Raw genomic sequence first — 13,102 nt, forward strand, 5'->3', positions numbered from 1 at the left:
GTTATGATTCAAGCACTTGGGCAAAGGGTGCGGGGAAGCATGATGCGGGGCAGGTTTGTCGGGCTGCGGCTGGGCTTCATCGGTGCCGCCGCGCTGGCGCTGGCGGGCGGCATCGCGGCGCAGGCGAGCCAGCCGCCCTCCCGCTATTCCTATGAGCGCCCCCGGACCGAAAGCGCCGCCGAACGCGCGCTCCAGGCCCGCGTTCGCGAACTCGGCCGTGGCTTTCCGGGCGAGGTCGGGATCGCCGTGCGCGACATTGACGGCGACGCCGGCCTGATGGCGAGCTGGAACGGCAACCGCTTCTTTCCGCAGCAGAGCGTCAGCAAATTCTGGGTAGCGATCACCGCGCTGCAGCGCGTCGACGCCGGCGCGCTGGACCTCGATCGGCGCGTCACCATCACCCGCGCGGACCTGACCCTGTTCAACCAGCCGATCGCCGCCCAGATCGGCCCCAACGGCTATACGACGACGCTCGGCAGCCTGATGTACCGGGCGATCACGCAGAGCGACAATACCTGCAACGACATCGTGCTGCGCCATGCCGGCGGCCCTGGCGCAGTACGCGCGATGCTGGCGCGCAACCGGCTCGAGGGGATCCGCTTCGGCCCCGGCGAGCGGCTGCTCCAGGCCGGGATCGCCGGCATGCAGTGGAACAACGCCTTCTCGGTCGGCCGCGGCTTCGAGGCGGCGCGGCGCCAGATCCCCGCCAGCCGCCGGCGCGACGCCTTCGAGCGCTATATCGACGATCCTGTGGACGGCGCGACGCCCGACGGCATCACCAACGGCCTCGCCCGGCTTCAGCGCGGCGAATTGCTCTCGCGCGCCTCGACCTCGCGCCTGCTCTCGATCATGGCCCAGGTCCGCACCGGACCGCAGCGGCTGCGCGGCGGCCTCGCCCCGGGCTGGTCGATCGGCCACAAGACCGGCTCGGGCCAGGTCTTCAACGGGGTCCAGGCCGGCTATAACGACATCGGCATCCTGACCTCGCCCGACGGCCGCCATTATGCGGTGGCGGTGATGATCGGGCGGACCTCGGTTCCCAACCTCACCCGCATGCAGCTGATGCAGAACGTCACCCGCGCGGTGATCGCCTATGACGAGGCGCGCGGCGAGGACGAGCGGGGCCCGCGGCGCATTCCCTATGCCGAGCCGCGCGGCGACAGCGAGGTCGGCGGCAAGACCTACTGAACTAGCCCTCGCGCCTCCGCCGGCGTAAGGTGGCGCCATGGCACGCCCGCAATCGCCCGATTATGACAAGCGCCGCGAGGCGATCCTCGCGGCCGCCGCGCAGCTTTACGCGAGGAAGGGCTTTCCGGGCGCGTCGGTTGCCGAGCTCGCGGATTCTTGCCGTACCTCCAAGTCTCTGATCTACCACTATTTCCCGTCGAAGGACGATATTCTCTACGCGGTAATGGTCGAGCATCTCGACGCGCTGACCGAGGCGGCGGAAGCGGCCACGGCGAGCGGCAGCGCCGATGCAAGGCTCCGCGCCCTCACCGTCGCCTTCATGCGGCTCTATGCGAGCGCGCAGAATCACCACAAGGTGCTGCTCAACGAGCTGGACAATCTGCCGCCCGATCGCCGGGCGGAGGTGGTGGCCAAGCAGCGGCGGATCATCGCCGCCGCCGAGGAGGTGATCGCCGAGATCGGCTCGGGCGGCGCCGCGCGCGTCAACACGATGCTGTTCTTCGGAATGATCAACTGGACCCACACCTGGTTCGACCCCGCCGGCCCGTTCATGCCGGAGGCGCTGGCGCTGCGCGTGGTCGAGATCATGCAGCGGGGCGTAACTCCGCAGCCGTCCTAGGCGTCGTAGTCGAGCTCCACGCCCGCGCCCTTGGGCACGGACTGGCAGGTCAGCACATAGCCCGCCGCAATCTCCCCGTCGGTGAGGCCGTAGCGCGCCGCCATTTCCACCTCGCCGGAGACGACCTTCGCCCGGCAGGTCGCGCAGACCCCCGCCTTGCAGGCGAAGGGCGCCGGCAGGCCAGCGGCGCGGGCGCTGTCGAGGATGTTCCCCGCCTTCGCGTCGAAGCCGACCTTGCGCTTCCGCCCGTCGAGGGTGACCAGCATGGAGAGGCCCGCGGCGTCGCGCGACAGCTCGGCGAGCTGAGCCTGCAGCGCCTCGGCCGGCCGGTCGGCGGTGAAGCGCTCCAGATGGATCAGCTCCTTCGCGATGCCGCGGGCGGTCAGCGCTTCCTCGGCGGCATCCATCATCGCCCCCGGCCCGCAGATGAAGAAGGCCGTCACGTCCGCCGGATCAATCAGGGTCCCCAGGATCTCGTCGCATTTGGCGCGGTCGAGCATGCCGTTGAACAGCTCGAATTCCTCGGCCTCTTCCGCAAGGAAATGATGGACTTCCAGCCGGTCCATGAAACGGTTTTTGAGCTGTGCCAGTGCTTCCAGGAAGATGATCGCGTTGCTGTCGCGATTGCCGTAGAACAAGGTGAAGCGGCTTTCCGGCTCGGTCAGCAGGGCCGTCTTCAGCAGCGAGATGACCGGCGTGATCCCGGAGCCGCCCGCAAAGCCGACATAATGGTTCGCCGCGCCGGGTTTGAAATCCCAGGTGAAGCTGCCGTGCGGCGGCATCACCTCGATCGCGTCGCCGGGCTTCAGCGCATCGTTCGCCCAGTTGGAGAAGAGGCCGCCCGCGATCCTCTTCACCGTGACCATCACCTGGCCGTCCTGCGGGGCGACGCAGAGCGAGTAATTGCGCCGCACCTCCTCGCCGCCGATCTCGGCCTTCAAGGTCAGATGCTGGCCGGGTCTGAAGCGGAAAGTCTCGCGCAGCTCCAGCGGCACGTCGAAACGGATCGAGCGCGCCTCGTTCGTCTCGTCGACCACCTCGGCCACGGTCAACATGTGGAACGACACGCTCATCAGTGGCACTTGAACCGGTCGAAGGGCTCCAGGCAGGCGCGGCAGCGCCACTGCGCCTTGCACGGCGTCGAGCCGAACCGGCTGAGCTCCTCCGTGTCGGTCGAGCCGCATTGCGGGCAGGTCGCCGTCAGCGCCGCGCTCGGCGGAGCGATGCCATAATCTTCGAGCCTGGCCTTGCCCGCTTCGCTGATCCAGTCGGTGGTCCAGGGCGGCGACAGCACGGTCTCGATCGCGACCTCCCGGAAGCCGGCCGCATCCAGCGCCTCGCGGATGTCGCGCTCGATCACCTGCGTGGCCGGGCAGCCGGTGTAGGTCGGTGTGATCGTCACAAGCTCGGGCGTCACCGCGCGGACAATGCCCAGATCGACTACCGACACGACCGGGATTTCGGGGTCCGGCACGCTCTCCAGCACCTGCCAGAGCGCTTCCGTGTCGATCGCTTCTACCATGTCGCGTCCGGATAGGTGCGCGGCAGGAACTGCATCACCGCCAGTAGGTGCCCGAGATGCTCGCTATGATGGCCGCGCCGGCCGCCGAGGATCGGGCGCTGGTCCTTCGGCGCCTCGAGCGTCGCCTCGGCGAGCACGTCGCGGATGCGCCGGTCATAATCTTCCCGGAACAGGCCGGCATCTACGCCGACGCCCCGCGCCGCAGCCTCCGTCGCAACCGCGTCCATCTCGAACAATTCCGGCACGAACCGCCAGTGCCACTCCAGCCCCTCTTCCATCCGCCGCCGGCTCTCCCCGGTACCGTCGCCCAGCCGGATCACCCATTCGGCGCTGAGCTCGGCATGGTAGCGCACCTCCTTCACCGCCTTGGCGGCGATCGCGGCGATCGTCTCGTCGGCCGAGCCTTCGAGGTTGCGGAACAGCAATTCCTGCCAGGTCGAGAAGAGGAATTGCCGCGCCATGGTCTGCGCGAAATCGCCGTTCGGTTGTTCCACCAGCCAGCAATTCCGGAAATCGAGCACGTCGCGGTGAAAGGCCAAAGCATCGCCGTCCCTGCCCTTCCCCTCCGCCGCGCCCGCGGCGTTGAGGAAATGCGTCGCCTGCCCGATCAGGTCGAGGCCCATATTGGCGAGGCTGAGGTCGACCTCGACGGAGGGCGCATGGCCGCACCATTCGCCGAGCCTTTGCCCGAGGACCAAACTGTCGTCGCCGAGTCGCAGCAGGGTTTCGAACAGGACGCTATCGGTTGCGACGGTCGCCATCAGATATGCTTCACGTCGTCCGGAATGTCGTAGAAGGTCGGGTGGCGGTAGATCTTGTCCTCGGCCGGCGCGAACATCGGGCCGTCGTCGGAGGGATCGGAGGCGACGATCGACGCCGACGGCACGACCCAGAGGCTCACGCCTTCCATCCGGCGCGTATAGGTGTCGCGCGCATGCCTGAGCGCGATCTCCGCGTCGGGCGCGTGCACGCTCCCCACATGCCGGTGCGACATCCCGCCCTTTGCACGGACGAACACCTCCCAGAGCGGCCAGTCCTTGCTCATCACTCTCGTCCCGTCATTGCGAGCGCAGCGAAGCAACCCAGTGCAGCTTCGGCGGCCCGCTGGATTGCCGCGTCGCTTCGCTCCTCGCAATGACGATGAACGAGCGTCATGCCGCCTCTGCCTTGCGCGCCTTTTTCTCGGCATAAGCAGCCGCCGCCTCGCGCACCCAGGCGTTGGTTTCCCAGGCGTCGCGGCGGGCCTTGATCCGCTCCTTCGCCACCGGCCCCTCGCCGCGCACGACCGCGTAGAATTCCTCCCAGTCCACCGCGCCGAAATCATAGCCGCCCTTGGCCTCGTTCCAGGCAAGGTCCGCGTCCGGCACGGTCAGGCCGAGCGCATCGGCCTGCGGCACGGTGATGTCGACGAACTTCTGGCGCAGCTCGTCATTGGTGTCGCGCTTGATCCGCCAGCGCATCGACTGGGCGGTGTTGGGGCTGTTGTCGTCGGTCGGCCCGAACATCATCAGGCTCGGCCACCACCAGCGGTTCAGTGCGTCCTGCGCCATGCGCTTCTGGTCGGCCGTGCCGGCGCACATCGCCATCATGATCTCATAGCCCTGGCGCTGGTGGAAGCTCTCCTCCTTGCACACCCGGACCATCGCCCGCGCATAGGGCCCGTAGGAGGTGCGCTGCAGCGGCACCTGGTTCATGATCGCGGCGCCGTCCACCAGCCAGCCGATCGCGCCGATGTCCGCCCAGGTGAGCGTTGGGTAGTTGAAGATCGTGCTGTACTTCGCCTTGCCAGAATGCAGCGCCTCGATCATCTCCTCGCGGCTCGTGCCGAGCGTCTCGGCGGCCGAATAGAGATAGAGGCCGTGGCCCGCCTCGTCCTGCACCTTGGCGAGCAGGATCGCCTTGCGGCGCAGCGACGGCGCGCGCGTGATCCAGTTGCCTTCGGGCAGCATGCCGACGATCTCGCTATGCGCATGCTGGCTGATCTGCCGGGTGAGCGTGCGCCGATAGGCCTCGGGCATCCAGTCCTTCGGCTCGATGAACTCGTCCGCGGCGACCCGCGCCTCGAAAGCGGCGAGCTCCTCGGGATCCTCGGTCGAGACGATCCTGGCCGTCTGCTGCATCTCGGTCGTGTACATCGGGCCTCCTGTGCGCTCCGCGCATAGCATTAATCGACCGATCGGTCAACGAACTCGCGCCTTCGTTCCCCGCCGCGCCGCTTCGCGCTATAGCAAAAACGGGGAGGAACGGCGGATGTTCAACGGGGTCGCACCCACCAGCGCCACGGTGAGGGGATGAACGACACGAACCGCACCCGCGTGATCATCGCGGCGATGGCCGGCGTGATCGTCATCCTCGTCGTGGTGATCGCCTTCATGCTCGGCCGCAACTCGGCGACGCCCGCTGCTGCGCCCGCCAACAGGGTGGCCGCCGCGCCCGCTGCCCCGGCCAGGCCCGTCAATCAGACCGCCGCAGCTCCCGCCCCGGCCGGCGACACCGACGACGCGCTCGCCCGCTGGCTCGCCGGCGGCTGGGCGGAGGCCTCGACCAACTGCCTGACCGACACGGGCGACTTTTACGACCCGAGCGGCCGCTACGGCAGCTTCGGGCGCGAAGGCATCTGGCGGATCGAGGATGGCGTGCTGGTCGTCACCGTCACGCACGAGGCGGTCGGCGATCCAATGGCGAGCGAATATATCGGCCTGCCCAATCCGGAGATCACCCGGTCCCGCATCACCCGCGAGGGGGAGGAATATATGATCCAGGAGATCGGCGGCCGCTCGGTCCGGATGCGGCGCTGCCCCCAGGCGCATCACAGCTTCGCGACGTGAGCCGCCTTCCGGACGCCATCGCCGCGCTGGAGGCGCTGGGCGAGGCCCGGATCCGCGACGGCCTCTCCCGCTATGGGATCGAGACCGCCGAGCGCGTGATCGGCGTGCCGATGGCCGGTATCCAGAAAGTGGGCAAGGAATTCGGCCGCGACCATGCGCTCGCCGAGGCGCTCTGGGAGACGAGGGTCTATGAGGCGCGAATGCTGACCGCCTATGTCGGCGATCCGGCGGCTCTTTCCCCTGCGCAGATGGAGAGCTGGACCCGCCAGATGGACAATTGGGCGACGGTCGACACCCTGGCCTTCAAATTGTTCGACCGGAGCCCGCACGCCTTTGACATGGTGGACCGCTGGGCGGACGACCCGGGGGAATGGGTGAAGCGCATGGCCTTCGCCTTGCTCGCCAGCCTGGCCTTGCACGACAAAAAGCGCGTGGACGAACCCTTCCTCGAACGTCTGCCCCTGATCGAGGCCGCCGCGACGGACGAGCGCAATTTCGTGAAGAAGGGCGTCAGCTGGGCCCTGCGCAGCATCGGCGGCAAGAAAAGCCCGGGCCTCCGCGCCGCCGCCCGCACGCTTGCGGACAAGCTCGCCGCCTCATCCGACAAGACCGCCGAATGGATCGGCCGCGATGCGCGGAAGGCCTTCGCGAAAGCCGACGGCTAGGCGCCCTCGGCCAGGAACAGGGTCGCCGTCGAATTGGCGGTCCGGTGCGGCAGGATCGCCTGATATTCGGGGCTGTCGTAGAAGGCCCTGGCCGCGTCCATGTCCGGGAACTCGATCACCACCAGCCGCGCGATGCCCGGCGCGCCCTCGCGCACCTCGACAGCGCCGCCGCGCACCAGGAAACGCCCGCCATATTGCCCGATCACGTCGGCCGTCCGCGACCGATAGGCCTCATAGCCCTCCCAGTCGGTCACCTCGACATTGGCGATGACATAACCCTTCACTTCGCCATTCCTCACGCCCGCTCGATCACCGTAGTGATGCCCTGCCCCACGCCGATGCACATCGTGCAGAGCGCGTAGCGGCCGCCCGTCCGGTGCAATTCCTCGGTCGCGGTCAGCAGCAGGCGGGCGCCGGACATGCCAAGCGGGTGGCCGAGCGCGATCGCGCCGCCATTCGGGTTCACATGCGGCGCGTCGTCCGGCACGCCGAGCTGGCGCATGACCGCCAGCCCCTGCGCGGCGAAGGCCTCGTTCAGCTCGATCACGTCCATGTCGCCGATCGTGAGCCCCAGCCGCTGCAGCAATTTCTCGCTGGCCGGGGCCGGGCCGATGCCCATGATCCGCGGCGGAACGCCGGCGACGGCCGCGCCCAGGAAGCGGGCACGCGGGGTCAGGCCGTTGCGCTTCGCCGCTTCCTCCGTTGCGACGATCAAGGCCGCGGCGCCGTCATTGACGCCCGAGGCATTGCCGGCGGTGACGGTGCCGTCGGCCCGGATGATCGGCTTCAGCTTCGCCAGCGCCTCGACCGAGGTCTCCCGCGGATGCTCGTCACGGCTGACGACGACCGGATCGCCCTTGCGCTGCGGAATCTCGACCGCGACGATCTCGGCATCGAAGCGACCGCTCGCCTGCGCCGCCGCGGCCTTGGCCTGGCTGCGGACCGCGAACGCATCCTGGTCCTCGCGCGAAATCTGGAAGTCCTGCGCCACATTCTCGGCCGTCGACGGCATCGTGTCGTCGCCATAGGCATGCTTCATCTTCGGGTTGACGAACCGCCAGCCGATCGTGGTGTCGTACATCTCCGCATTGCGGTCGAAGGCCGAAGTCGCCTTGGCCATCACGAAGGGTGCCCGGCTCATGCTCTCCGAGCCGCCGGCGATCAGCAGGTCCGCCTCCGAGCCCCGGATCACCCGCGCCGCCATCGCGACCGCGTCCATGCCCGAGCCGCACAGCCGGTTGAGCGTCACGCCTCCCGATCTGTCGGGAAGGCCGGCGAGCAGCCCCGCCATGCGCGCGAGGTTGCGATTGTCCTCGCCCGCCTGGTTGGCGCAGCCGAGGATGACGTCGTCGACCTCGTCCCAGTCGACATTCGAATTCCGCGCGATCAGCGCCCGGATCGGATGCGCTGCCAGATCGTCCGCGCGCACCGACGACAGGCTGCCGCCATAGCGCCCGATCGGGGTCCGGACGGCGTCGCAAATATAGGCTTCGGTCATTCCTCGATCTCCACGACGGGCCCGCCGAGCGTCCGGCTGTAGCCCTGAAATTCCGCGATCGCGCGCCCGTCGACGGTGCGCACGCTGACATGGGTGACGCCCGAACGTCCGGCAAGCGCCACCTCCCTGGCCTCGGCGACCAGCACCTCGCCCTCGCGCGCCGCGTCGAGGAAGACGACCGACGCCTGCGCCGCGACGCTCGTCACGTTCCGGCTGTTGCAGGCATAGGCGAAGGCGGTGTCGGCCAGCGCGAAGATCATCCCGCCATGGCCGATCCCGTGCCCGTTCAGCATCGCGGCGGTGAGCGTCATCCGGATCCGCGCATAGCCCTCGCGGACCTCCTCGATGGCGATCCCCCAGGCCGGCCCGGTTCCTTCGGCCGCCAGCATGGCGCGCGCGACCTTGTCCGCAATCTCGTCCGGGTTCATGACGCGCCAATGGCGTACGAAACGATCGACTTCAAGCTGGAGGCCGGCATTGCCCGCCTCACCCTCAACCGCCCCGACCGGCTGAACAGCTTCACCGTACAGATGCACGAGGAGGTGGCTGACGCGCTGGCGAGCCTCGGCGAGGCGCGCTGCCTGGTGCTGACCGGCGCGGGCCGCGGCTTCTGCGCGGGGCAGGACCTGGCCGACCGCGCGGTGGCGCCGGGTCAGGCGGTCGACCTCGGCGAGTCGGTGGAGCTCCGCTATAATCCCCTGATCCGCGCTTTGGTGAACCTGCCCATGCCGGTGATTGCCCGGGTCAACGGCGTCGCCGCCGGCGCCGGCGCCAATATCGCCTTGGCCTGCGACATCGTCATCGCCGCCAGGAGCGCGAAGTTCATCCAGAGCTTCGCCGCGATCGGCCTGATCCCGGACAGCGGCGGCACCTGGGTGCTGCCCCGCCTGGTTGGCCAGGCCCGCGCCCTGGGCTTGGCGCTGACGGGCGAGCCGCTGGAGGCCGAGCGCGCCGCCGACTGGGGCCTGATCTGGAAGGCGGTGGACGACGACCATCTCGATGCCGAGGTCGACGCGCTCGCCCAGCGCTTCGCCAGCGGACCGACCCGCGGCCTCGCCCGGATCAAGCAGATGCTCCGCGAAAGCTGGGGCCAGAGCCTCGACGCGGAGCTGGACCGCCAGCGCGACGCGATGCGCGAGCTCGGCTTCTCCGGCGATTATCGCGAGGGCGTTGCCGCGTTTATGGAAAAACGGAAGCCGACTTTCACCGGAAAGTAACGCCGTTCAGGTTGGAAATGTTCTCCTGCATCCGTATTTGATGCGTTACTTCTACGGTAAATAAAATCCCCGAATCGTGTTACTCCTCCGTGGCGACTCGTCTTCACGGAGGCGCGCCGCAATCGCGAAGCCTGAGTCACGGAGGGGAGCATGTTCAAGCGAATCGCAATTTCGGCACTGGCTCTTACCATGATGGTAATCGGCCCGACGCAGCAGGTCGCAGCCCAGATCGGCGGCTGTCAGAACATTTATATGACGCGTATGTACAGTGATGCCACCTATACGGTTCAGGTGGGCTATATCGACGGAATGTGCGCCTATCCCTACATCCAATATACTCTTTTCGGCACCTACACCTACTTCCAGACCGAAGAAATTTCCGGCACCTGCGGCTGCGGTCCGATCGAGTAATCGCGGCGGGGAGGGGCGCCCGCCGGCGTGCCCTCCCCGCTCCGCCTCAATCCGCGACCAGCGAACAGAATCTCGCCAGGTCGATATTGCCGCCCGAGATCACGCAGACGATCGTACCCTCGCCCGCCTCCCCGGTCAGCGCCGCCGCAGGCGACAGCGCCCCGGCGCCCTCGGCGATGACCCGCGCCTTCTCGGCGAGCAGCCGCATCGCCGCGCGAGTCTGGTCGAGCGAGACGACGATCGCCCCGTCGAGCAGCGGCAGCAGCCGCTCCCACATGCGCGGGATCAGGCTCTGCCCGCCGGCGCCGTCGACGAAGCTCGCCTGCCAGTCGGGGAATTTCCGCGGCCCGCCCTCGCGCCGCGACAGCGCATAAGGCGCCGCCGTGTCGGGCTCGGCGCCATAGAGCCGGACCTCGGGCTTCTTCGCCTTCACGCCGCTCGCCACGCCGGTGATCAGTCCGCCGCCGCCGATCGCGGCGATCACCGCACTGACGTCGGGCGCGTCCTCGACGATCTCGAGCCCCATCGTGGCATGGCCGGTGATGAAATCCTGATGGTCAAAGGGATGGATGAACAGGCCGTCCATGCCCTCGTAAGCATGGTCGGTCACCGCCTGCCAGGCGACCTCATAGGGCACAGGCACGATCCGGGCGCCGAGCGCGGCCATCCGGTCGAGCTTGGTCTGCGGCGCCGTCTCGATCGCCACCACCGTGCACGGAATCCCCGCCGCCCGCGCCGCAAAGGCGATTGCCTGCCCGGCATTGCCCGCGCTCACGGTCCAGACGCCGTGCGCCCGTTCGGCGGCGCTCAGCCGCCCGACCGCGTTCATCGCGCCGCGGATCTTGAAGCTGTTGGTCGGCTGCAGATTTTCGAGCTTGAGCCGGATGTCCGGCCCGCCGGGGCCGGTGTCGAGCCTGACCAGGGGCGTGCGCAGCACCGTCCCCTTGATCCGTTCCCGCGCCGCCTCGATCTCATCGAGGGCAACCGGTCTGACGGGTTCGATCATCTTCCTGCTCCCCCGAGACCGTCATTCCAGCGAAAGCTGGAATCTCTTTTCCTTTTTTGCTCTGGAGGGCGACTATCCCATAAAGGCAGTGAGATTCCAGCTTTCGCTGGATTGACGAGAGGTACGGAATGAAGCCCCTGAAGCTGCTCAATTACGCCCAGGGCCACTGGGTCGCCGGCCAGGGCGACCTCGACGAGGTGCGCAGCGCCGTCACCGGCGATGTCGTCGCGGAGACCGGCGCCAAGGGCCTCGATTATCCGGCCATGCTCGATCATGCCCGCAAGGTCGGCGGACCCGCGCTCCGAAAGCTCACCTTCCACGAGCGCGCCCATATGCTGAAGGCGCTCGGCAATGCGATCATGGCGCGCAAGGAAGAGCTGTACGCGCTCAACTACGACAGCGGCGCCACCCGCGCCGACGGCTGGATCGACATCGAGGGCGGCGCCGGCACGCTCTTCTCCTTCTCCTCCAAGGGCCGGCGCGAGCTGCCCAACGGCAGGGTGCTGATCGACGGCGCGATGGAACAGCTCTCGCGCGGCGGGACGTTCGTCGGCCAGCACGTCTTCACCCCGCTCCAAGGCGTCGCCGTCCACATCAACGCCTTCAACTTCCCGATCTGGGGGATGCTGGAAAAACTCGCCCCGACCCTGCTCGCGGGCGTCCCGGCGATCGTGAAGCCCGCCAGCCAGACCGCCTGGCTCACCGAGGCCTGCTTCCGGATCATGATCGAGGCGGACATCCTGCCGCCCGGCGCGATCCAGCTGCTCGTCGGCCTGCCCGGCGACCTGCTGGAGCCTCTGACCTGCCAGGACATGGTCAGCTTCACCGGCTCCGCCGCGACCGCGATGCGGCTGCAGTCCCACCCGGTGATCGGACGCGAGTCGGTGCGCTTCGTCGCCGAGCGCGACAGCCTCAACGCCTCGATCCTCGGCCCCGACGCCGCGCCCGGCACGCCGGAATTCGACCTGTTCGTGAAGGAGGTCGCGCGCGAGATGACCTCCAAGGCAGGCCAGAAATGCACCGCCATCCGCCGCGCCATGGCGCCTGCCCGGCATCTCGACGCGGTGCAGGACGCCCTCTCGGAGCGCCTGGCCAAGGTCCGCATCGGCGATCCGCGCGAGGAAACCACCCAGATGGGCGCCCTAGCCAGCCGCGCCCAGCTCGAGGCCGTCCGGTCCGCCGTCGCCGAACTCTCCAAGGCGGCGCGCATCGTCTCCGGCGATCCGGACACCCAGCCGGTGGCCGGCGACGGCGCCTTCATCTCCCCGATATTGCTGCGCTCGGACGATCCGTGGGGCGCGGCAGCCGTGCACGACGTCGAGGCCTTCGGCCCGGTCTCGACGCTCATGCCCTATCGCGACCTGGACGATGCGATCGCGCTCGCCAATCGCGGCATGGGCAGCCTGGCGCTCTCCCTCTTCACCCATGACAGCGCCGTCGCGCGCGACTTCGTGCTCGGCGCCGGGGCGTATCACGGCCGCATGGTGATCCTCGACCGCACCTCGGCGAAGGAATCCACCGGCCACGGCTCCCCTCTTCCCGTCCTCGTCCATGGCGGCCCGGGCCGCGCCGGCGGCGGCGAGGAGATGGGCGGCGTGCGCGGCGTGAAGCATTATATGCAGCGCACCGCGCTCCAGGGCTCGCCGGAGGTGCTGTCCAGGATCATCGGTCAGTATCTCCCGGGCGCCGGGCAGCTCCCGGCCGAGGTCCATCCCTTCCGCAAGCGGATGTCCGAGCTGGAGATAGGCTACACCCTCAAGACCGCGAGCCGGCTCGTCACCCTCGCCGACATCGAGCATTTCGCCCATTTCACCGGCGACACCTTCTACGCCCATATGGACGAGGAAGCCGCCAGGGCCTCGCCGATCTTCGGCGGCCGGGTCGCGCATGGCTATCTGATCCTGAGCTTCGCCGCCGGCCTGTTCGTCGATCCCGATCCGGGCCCCGTCCTCGCCAATACCGGCCTCGAGACGCTGCGCTTCCTGACCCCGCTCTATCCGGGCGATTCGATGCGCGTGGAGCTCAGCGTGAAGTCCAAGTCGGTGCGCGATGAGGAAAAAGGCGAGGTGCGCTGGGCGGTCGTCGTCTATAACCAGAAGGACGAGACGGTCGCGACCTACGAGCTGATGACCATGAACGTGCCCTAGG

At 68.2% G+C, this 13,102-nt stretch carries 16 protein-coding genes; 7 read left to right on the forward strand and 9 right to left on the reverse strand.

What is annotated here, in order from left to right; translation table 11 throughout:
- The first annotated feature begins 42 nt into the window (after positions 1-42).
- Both VEC11_RS05260 and VEC11_RS05265 read left to right on the forward strand, forming a co-directional pair.
- A complete protein-coding gene (locus VEC11_RS05260; protein WP_464129545.1) occupies positions 43-1,188 on the forward strand; it encodes a serine hydrolase in 1,146 nt (381 codons plus the stop codon).
- Between the two features lie 37 nt (positions 1,189-1,225).
- Positions 1,226-1,807 (forward strand): TetR/AcrR family transcriptional regulator, encoded by a 582-nt coding sequence (locus tag VEC11_RS05265; RefSeq protein ID WP_464129546.1) that lies wholly within the window; start codon positions 1,226-1,228, stop codon positions 1,805-1,807.
- Here the strand turns inward: VEC11_RS05265 and VEC11_RS05270 are convergent.
- From VEC11_RS05270 to paaA, 5 genes are all read right to left on the reverse strand, one after another.
- Positions 1,804-2,880 carry a 2Fe-2S iron-sulfur cluster-binding protein gene (locus tag VEC11_RS05270; protein ID WP_464129547.1) on the reverse strand — a complete coding sequence of 359 codons (1,077 nt, stop codon included), beginning with the start codon at positions 2,878-2,880 and terminating at the stop codon, positions 1,804-1,806. The genes VEC11_RS05265 and VEC11_RS05270 overlap by 4 nt on opposite strands.
- Positions 2,880-3,329: a 1,2-phenylacetyl-CoA epoxidase subunit PaaD gene (gene paaD, locus VEC11_RS05275; protein ID WP_464129548.1), complete on the reverse strand. Its 450-nt coding sequence runs from the start codon at positions 3,327-3,329 to the stop codon at positions 2,880-2,882. Before paaD ends, VEC11_RS05270 begins: the two co-directional genes overlap by 1 nt.
- Positions 3,323-4,090: a 1,2-phenylacetyl-CoA epoxidase subunit PaaC gene (gene paaC, locus VEC11_RS05280; protein WP_464129549.1), complete on the reverse strand. Its 768-nt coding sequence runs from the start codon at positions 4,088-4,090 to the stop codon at positions 3,323-3,325. Before paaC ends, paaD begins: the two co-directional genes overlap by 7 nt.
- Positions 4,090-4,374: a 1,2-phenylacetyl-CoA epoxidase subunit PaaB gene (paaB, locus tag VEC11_RS05285; protein ID WP_464129550.1), complete on the reverse strand. Its 285-nt coding sequence runs from the start codon at positions 4,372-4,374 to the stop codon at positions 4,090-4,092. Before paaB ends, paaC begins: the two co-directional genes overlap by 1 nt.
- 106 nt (positions 4,375-4,480) lie before the next feature.
- Positions 4,481-5,464: a 1,2-phenylacetyl-CoA epoxidase subunit PaaA gene (gene paaA / locus VEC11_RS05290; RefSeq protein ID WP_464129551.1), complete on the reverse strand. Its 984-nt coding sequence runs from the start codon at positions 5,462-5,464 to the stop codon at positions 4,481-4,483.
- Between the two features lie 156 nt (positions 5,465-5,620).
- Here paaA and VEC11_RS05295 point away from each other — a divergent pair, with 156 nt between their 5' ends.
- Positions 5,621-6,157 carry a hypothetical protein gene (locus tag VEC11_RS05295; RefSeq protein WP_464129552.1) on the forward strand — a complete coding sequence of 179 codons (537 nt, stop codon included), beginning with the start codon at positions 5,621-5,623 and terminating at the stop codon, positions 6,155-6,157.
- Positions 6,154-6,822 carry a DNA alkylation repair protein gene (locus tag VEC11_RS05300; RefSeq protein WP_464129553.1) on the forward strand — a complete coding sequence of 223 codons (669 nt, stop codon included), beginning with the start codon at positions 6,154-6,156 and terminating at the stop codon, positions 6,820-6,822. Before VEC11_RS05295 ends, VEC11_RS05300 begins: the two co-directional genes overlap by 4 nt.
- Here the strand turns inward: VEC11_RS05300 and VEC11_RS05305 are convergent.
- The 3 genes from VEC11_RS05305 to paaI are packed head-to-tail and all read right to left on the reverse strand — an operon-like array spanning position 6,819 to position 8,748.
- Entirely contained in the window at positions 6,819-7,106 is a 288-nt protein-coding gene (locus VEC11_RS05305) for a DUF1330 domain-containing protein (RefSeq protein WP_464129554.1), read from the reverse strand. The two genes, VEC11_RS05300 and VEC11_RS05305, sit on opposite strands and share 4 nt — an antisense overlap.
- An 11-nt stretch (positions 7,107-7,117) precedes the next feature.
- The gene (pcaF, locus tag VEC11_RS05310) at positions 7,118-8,320 is read right to left on the reverse strand and encodes a 3-oxoadipyl-CoA thiolase (protein ID WP_464129555.1); all 1,203 of its coding nucleotides are present in this window, start codon (positions 8,318-8,320) and stop codon (positions 7,118-7,120) included.
- Entirely contained in the window at positions 8,317-8,748 is a 432-nt protein-coding gene (gene paaI, locus VEC11_RS05315; protein WP_464129556.1) for a hydroxyphenylacetyl-CoA thioesterase PaaI, read from the reverse strand. Before paaI ends, pcaF begins: the two co-directional genes overlap by 4 nt.
- A 9-nt stretch (positions 8,749-8,757) precedes the next feature.
- On the opposite strand from paaI, the gene paaG reads away from it, so the two are divergent.
- On the forward strand, positions 8,758-9,537 hold the full coding sequence (gene paaG, locus VEC11_RS05320; RefSeq protein WP_464129557.1) for a 2-(1,2-epoxy-1,2-dihydrophenyl)acetyl-CoA isomerase PaaG: 780 nt from the start codon (positions 8,758-8,760) through the stop codon (positions 9,535-9,537).
- A 150-nt stretch (positions 9,538-9,687) separates the two neighbouring features.
- A complete protein-coding gene (locus VEC11_RS05325; protein WP_464129558.1) occupies positions 9,688-9,948 on the forward strand; it encodes a hypothetical protein in 261 nt (86 codons plus the stop codon).
- 46 nt (positions 9,949-9,994) lie between these two features.
- Here VEC11_RS05325 and VEC11_RS05330 read toward each other — a convergent pair whose 3' ends face one another.
- The gene (locus VEC11_RS05330) at positions 9,995-10,954 is read right to left on the reverse strand and encodes a threonine ammonia-lyase (RefSeq protein ID WP_464129559.1); all 960 of its coding nucleotides are present in this window, start codon (positions 10,952-10,954) and stop codon (positions 9,995-9,997) included.
- Positions 10,955-11,082: 128 nt separating this feature from the next.
- Here VEC11_RS05330 and paaZ point away from each other — a divergent pair, with 128 nt between their 5' ends.
- Positions 11,083-13,101, forward strand: a complete 2,019-nt coding sequence (gene paaZ, locus VEC11_RS05335) for a phenylacetic acid degradation bifunctional protein PaaZ (protein WP_464129560.1) — start codon at positions 11,083-11,085, stop codon at positions 13,099-13,101.
- The last annotated feature ends 1 nt before the right edge of the window (position 13,102 follow it).

This window comes from Allosphingosinicella sp., from assembly GCF_035626655.1.
Taxonomy (GTDB): Bacteria; Pseudomonadota; Alphaproteobacteria; order Sphingomonadales; family Sphingomonadaceae; genus Allosphingosinicella.

Excerpts from the sequence above, each read along its gene's own strand:
- VEC11_RS05265 (WP_464129546.1), top strand. The coding sequence starts at position 1,226 with ATGGCACGCCCGCAATCGCCCGATTATGACAAGCGCCGCGAGGCGATC.
- paaI (WP_464129556.1), bottom strand. The coding sequence starts at position 8,748 with ATGAACCCGGACGAGATTGCGGACAAGGTCGCGCGCGCCATGCTGGCG.
- paaD (WP_464129548.1), bottom strand. The coding sequence starts at position 3,329 with ATGGTAGAAGCGATCGACACGGAAGCGCTCTGGCAGGTGCTGGAGAGC.
- pcaF (WP_464129555.1), bottom strand. The coding sequence starts at position 8,320 with ATGACCGAAGCCTATATTTGCGACGCCGTCCGGACCCCGATCGGGCGC.
- paaB (WP_464129550.1), bottom strand. The coding sequence starts at position 4,374 with ATGAGCAAGGACTGGCCGCTCTGGGAGGTGTTCGTCCGTGCAAAGGGC.
- paaA (WP_464129551.1), bottom strand. The coding sequence starts at position 5,464 with ATGTACACGACCGAGATGCAGCAGACGGCCAGGATCGTCTCGACCGAG.
- VEC11_RS05270 (WP_464129547.1), bottom strand. The coding sequence starts at position 2,880 with ATGAGCGTGTCGTTCCACATGTTGACCGTGGCCGAGGTGGTCGACGAG.
- VEC11_RS05330 (WP_464129559.1), bottom strand. The coding sequence starts at position 10,954 with ATGATCGAACCCGTCAGACCGGTTGCCCTCGATGAGATCGAGGCGGCG.
- paaZ (WP_464129560.1), top strand. The coding sequence starts at position 11,083 with ATGAAGCCCCTGAAGCTGCTCAATTACGCCCAGGGCCACTGGGTCGCC.
- VEC11_RS05260 (WP_464129545.1), top strand. The coding sequence starts at position 43 with ATGCGGGGCAGGTTTGTCGGGCTGCGGCTGGGCTTCATCGGTGCCGCC.
- paaG (WP_464129557.1), top strand. The coding sequence starts at position 8,758 with ATGGCGTACGAAACGATCGACTTCAAGCTGGAGGCCGGCATTGCCCGC.
- VEC11_RS05325 (WP_464129558.1), top strand. The coding sequence starts at position 9,688 with ATGTTCAAGCGAATCGCAATTTCGGCACTGGCTCTTACCATGATGGTA.
- paaC (WP_464129549.1), bottom strand. The coding sequence starts at position 4,090 with ATGGCGACCGTCGCAACCGATAGCGTCCTGTTCGAAACCCTGCTGCGA.
- VEC11_RS05295 (WP_464129552.1), top strand. The coding sequence starts at position 5,621 with ATGAACGACACGAACCGCACCCGCGTGATCATCGCGGCGATGGCCGGC.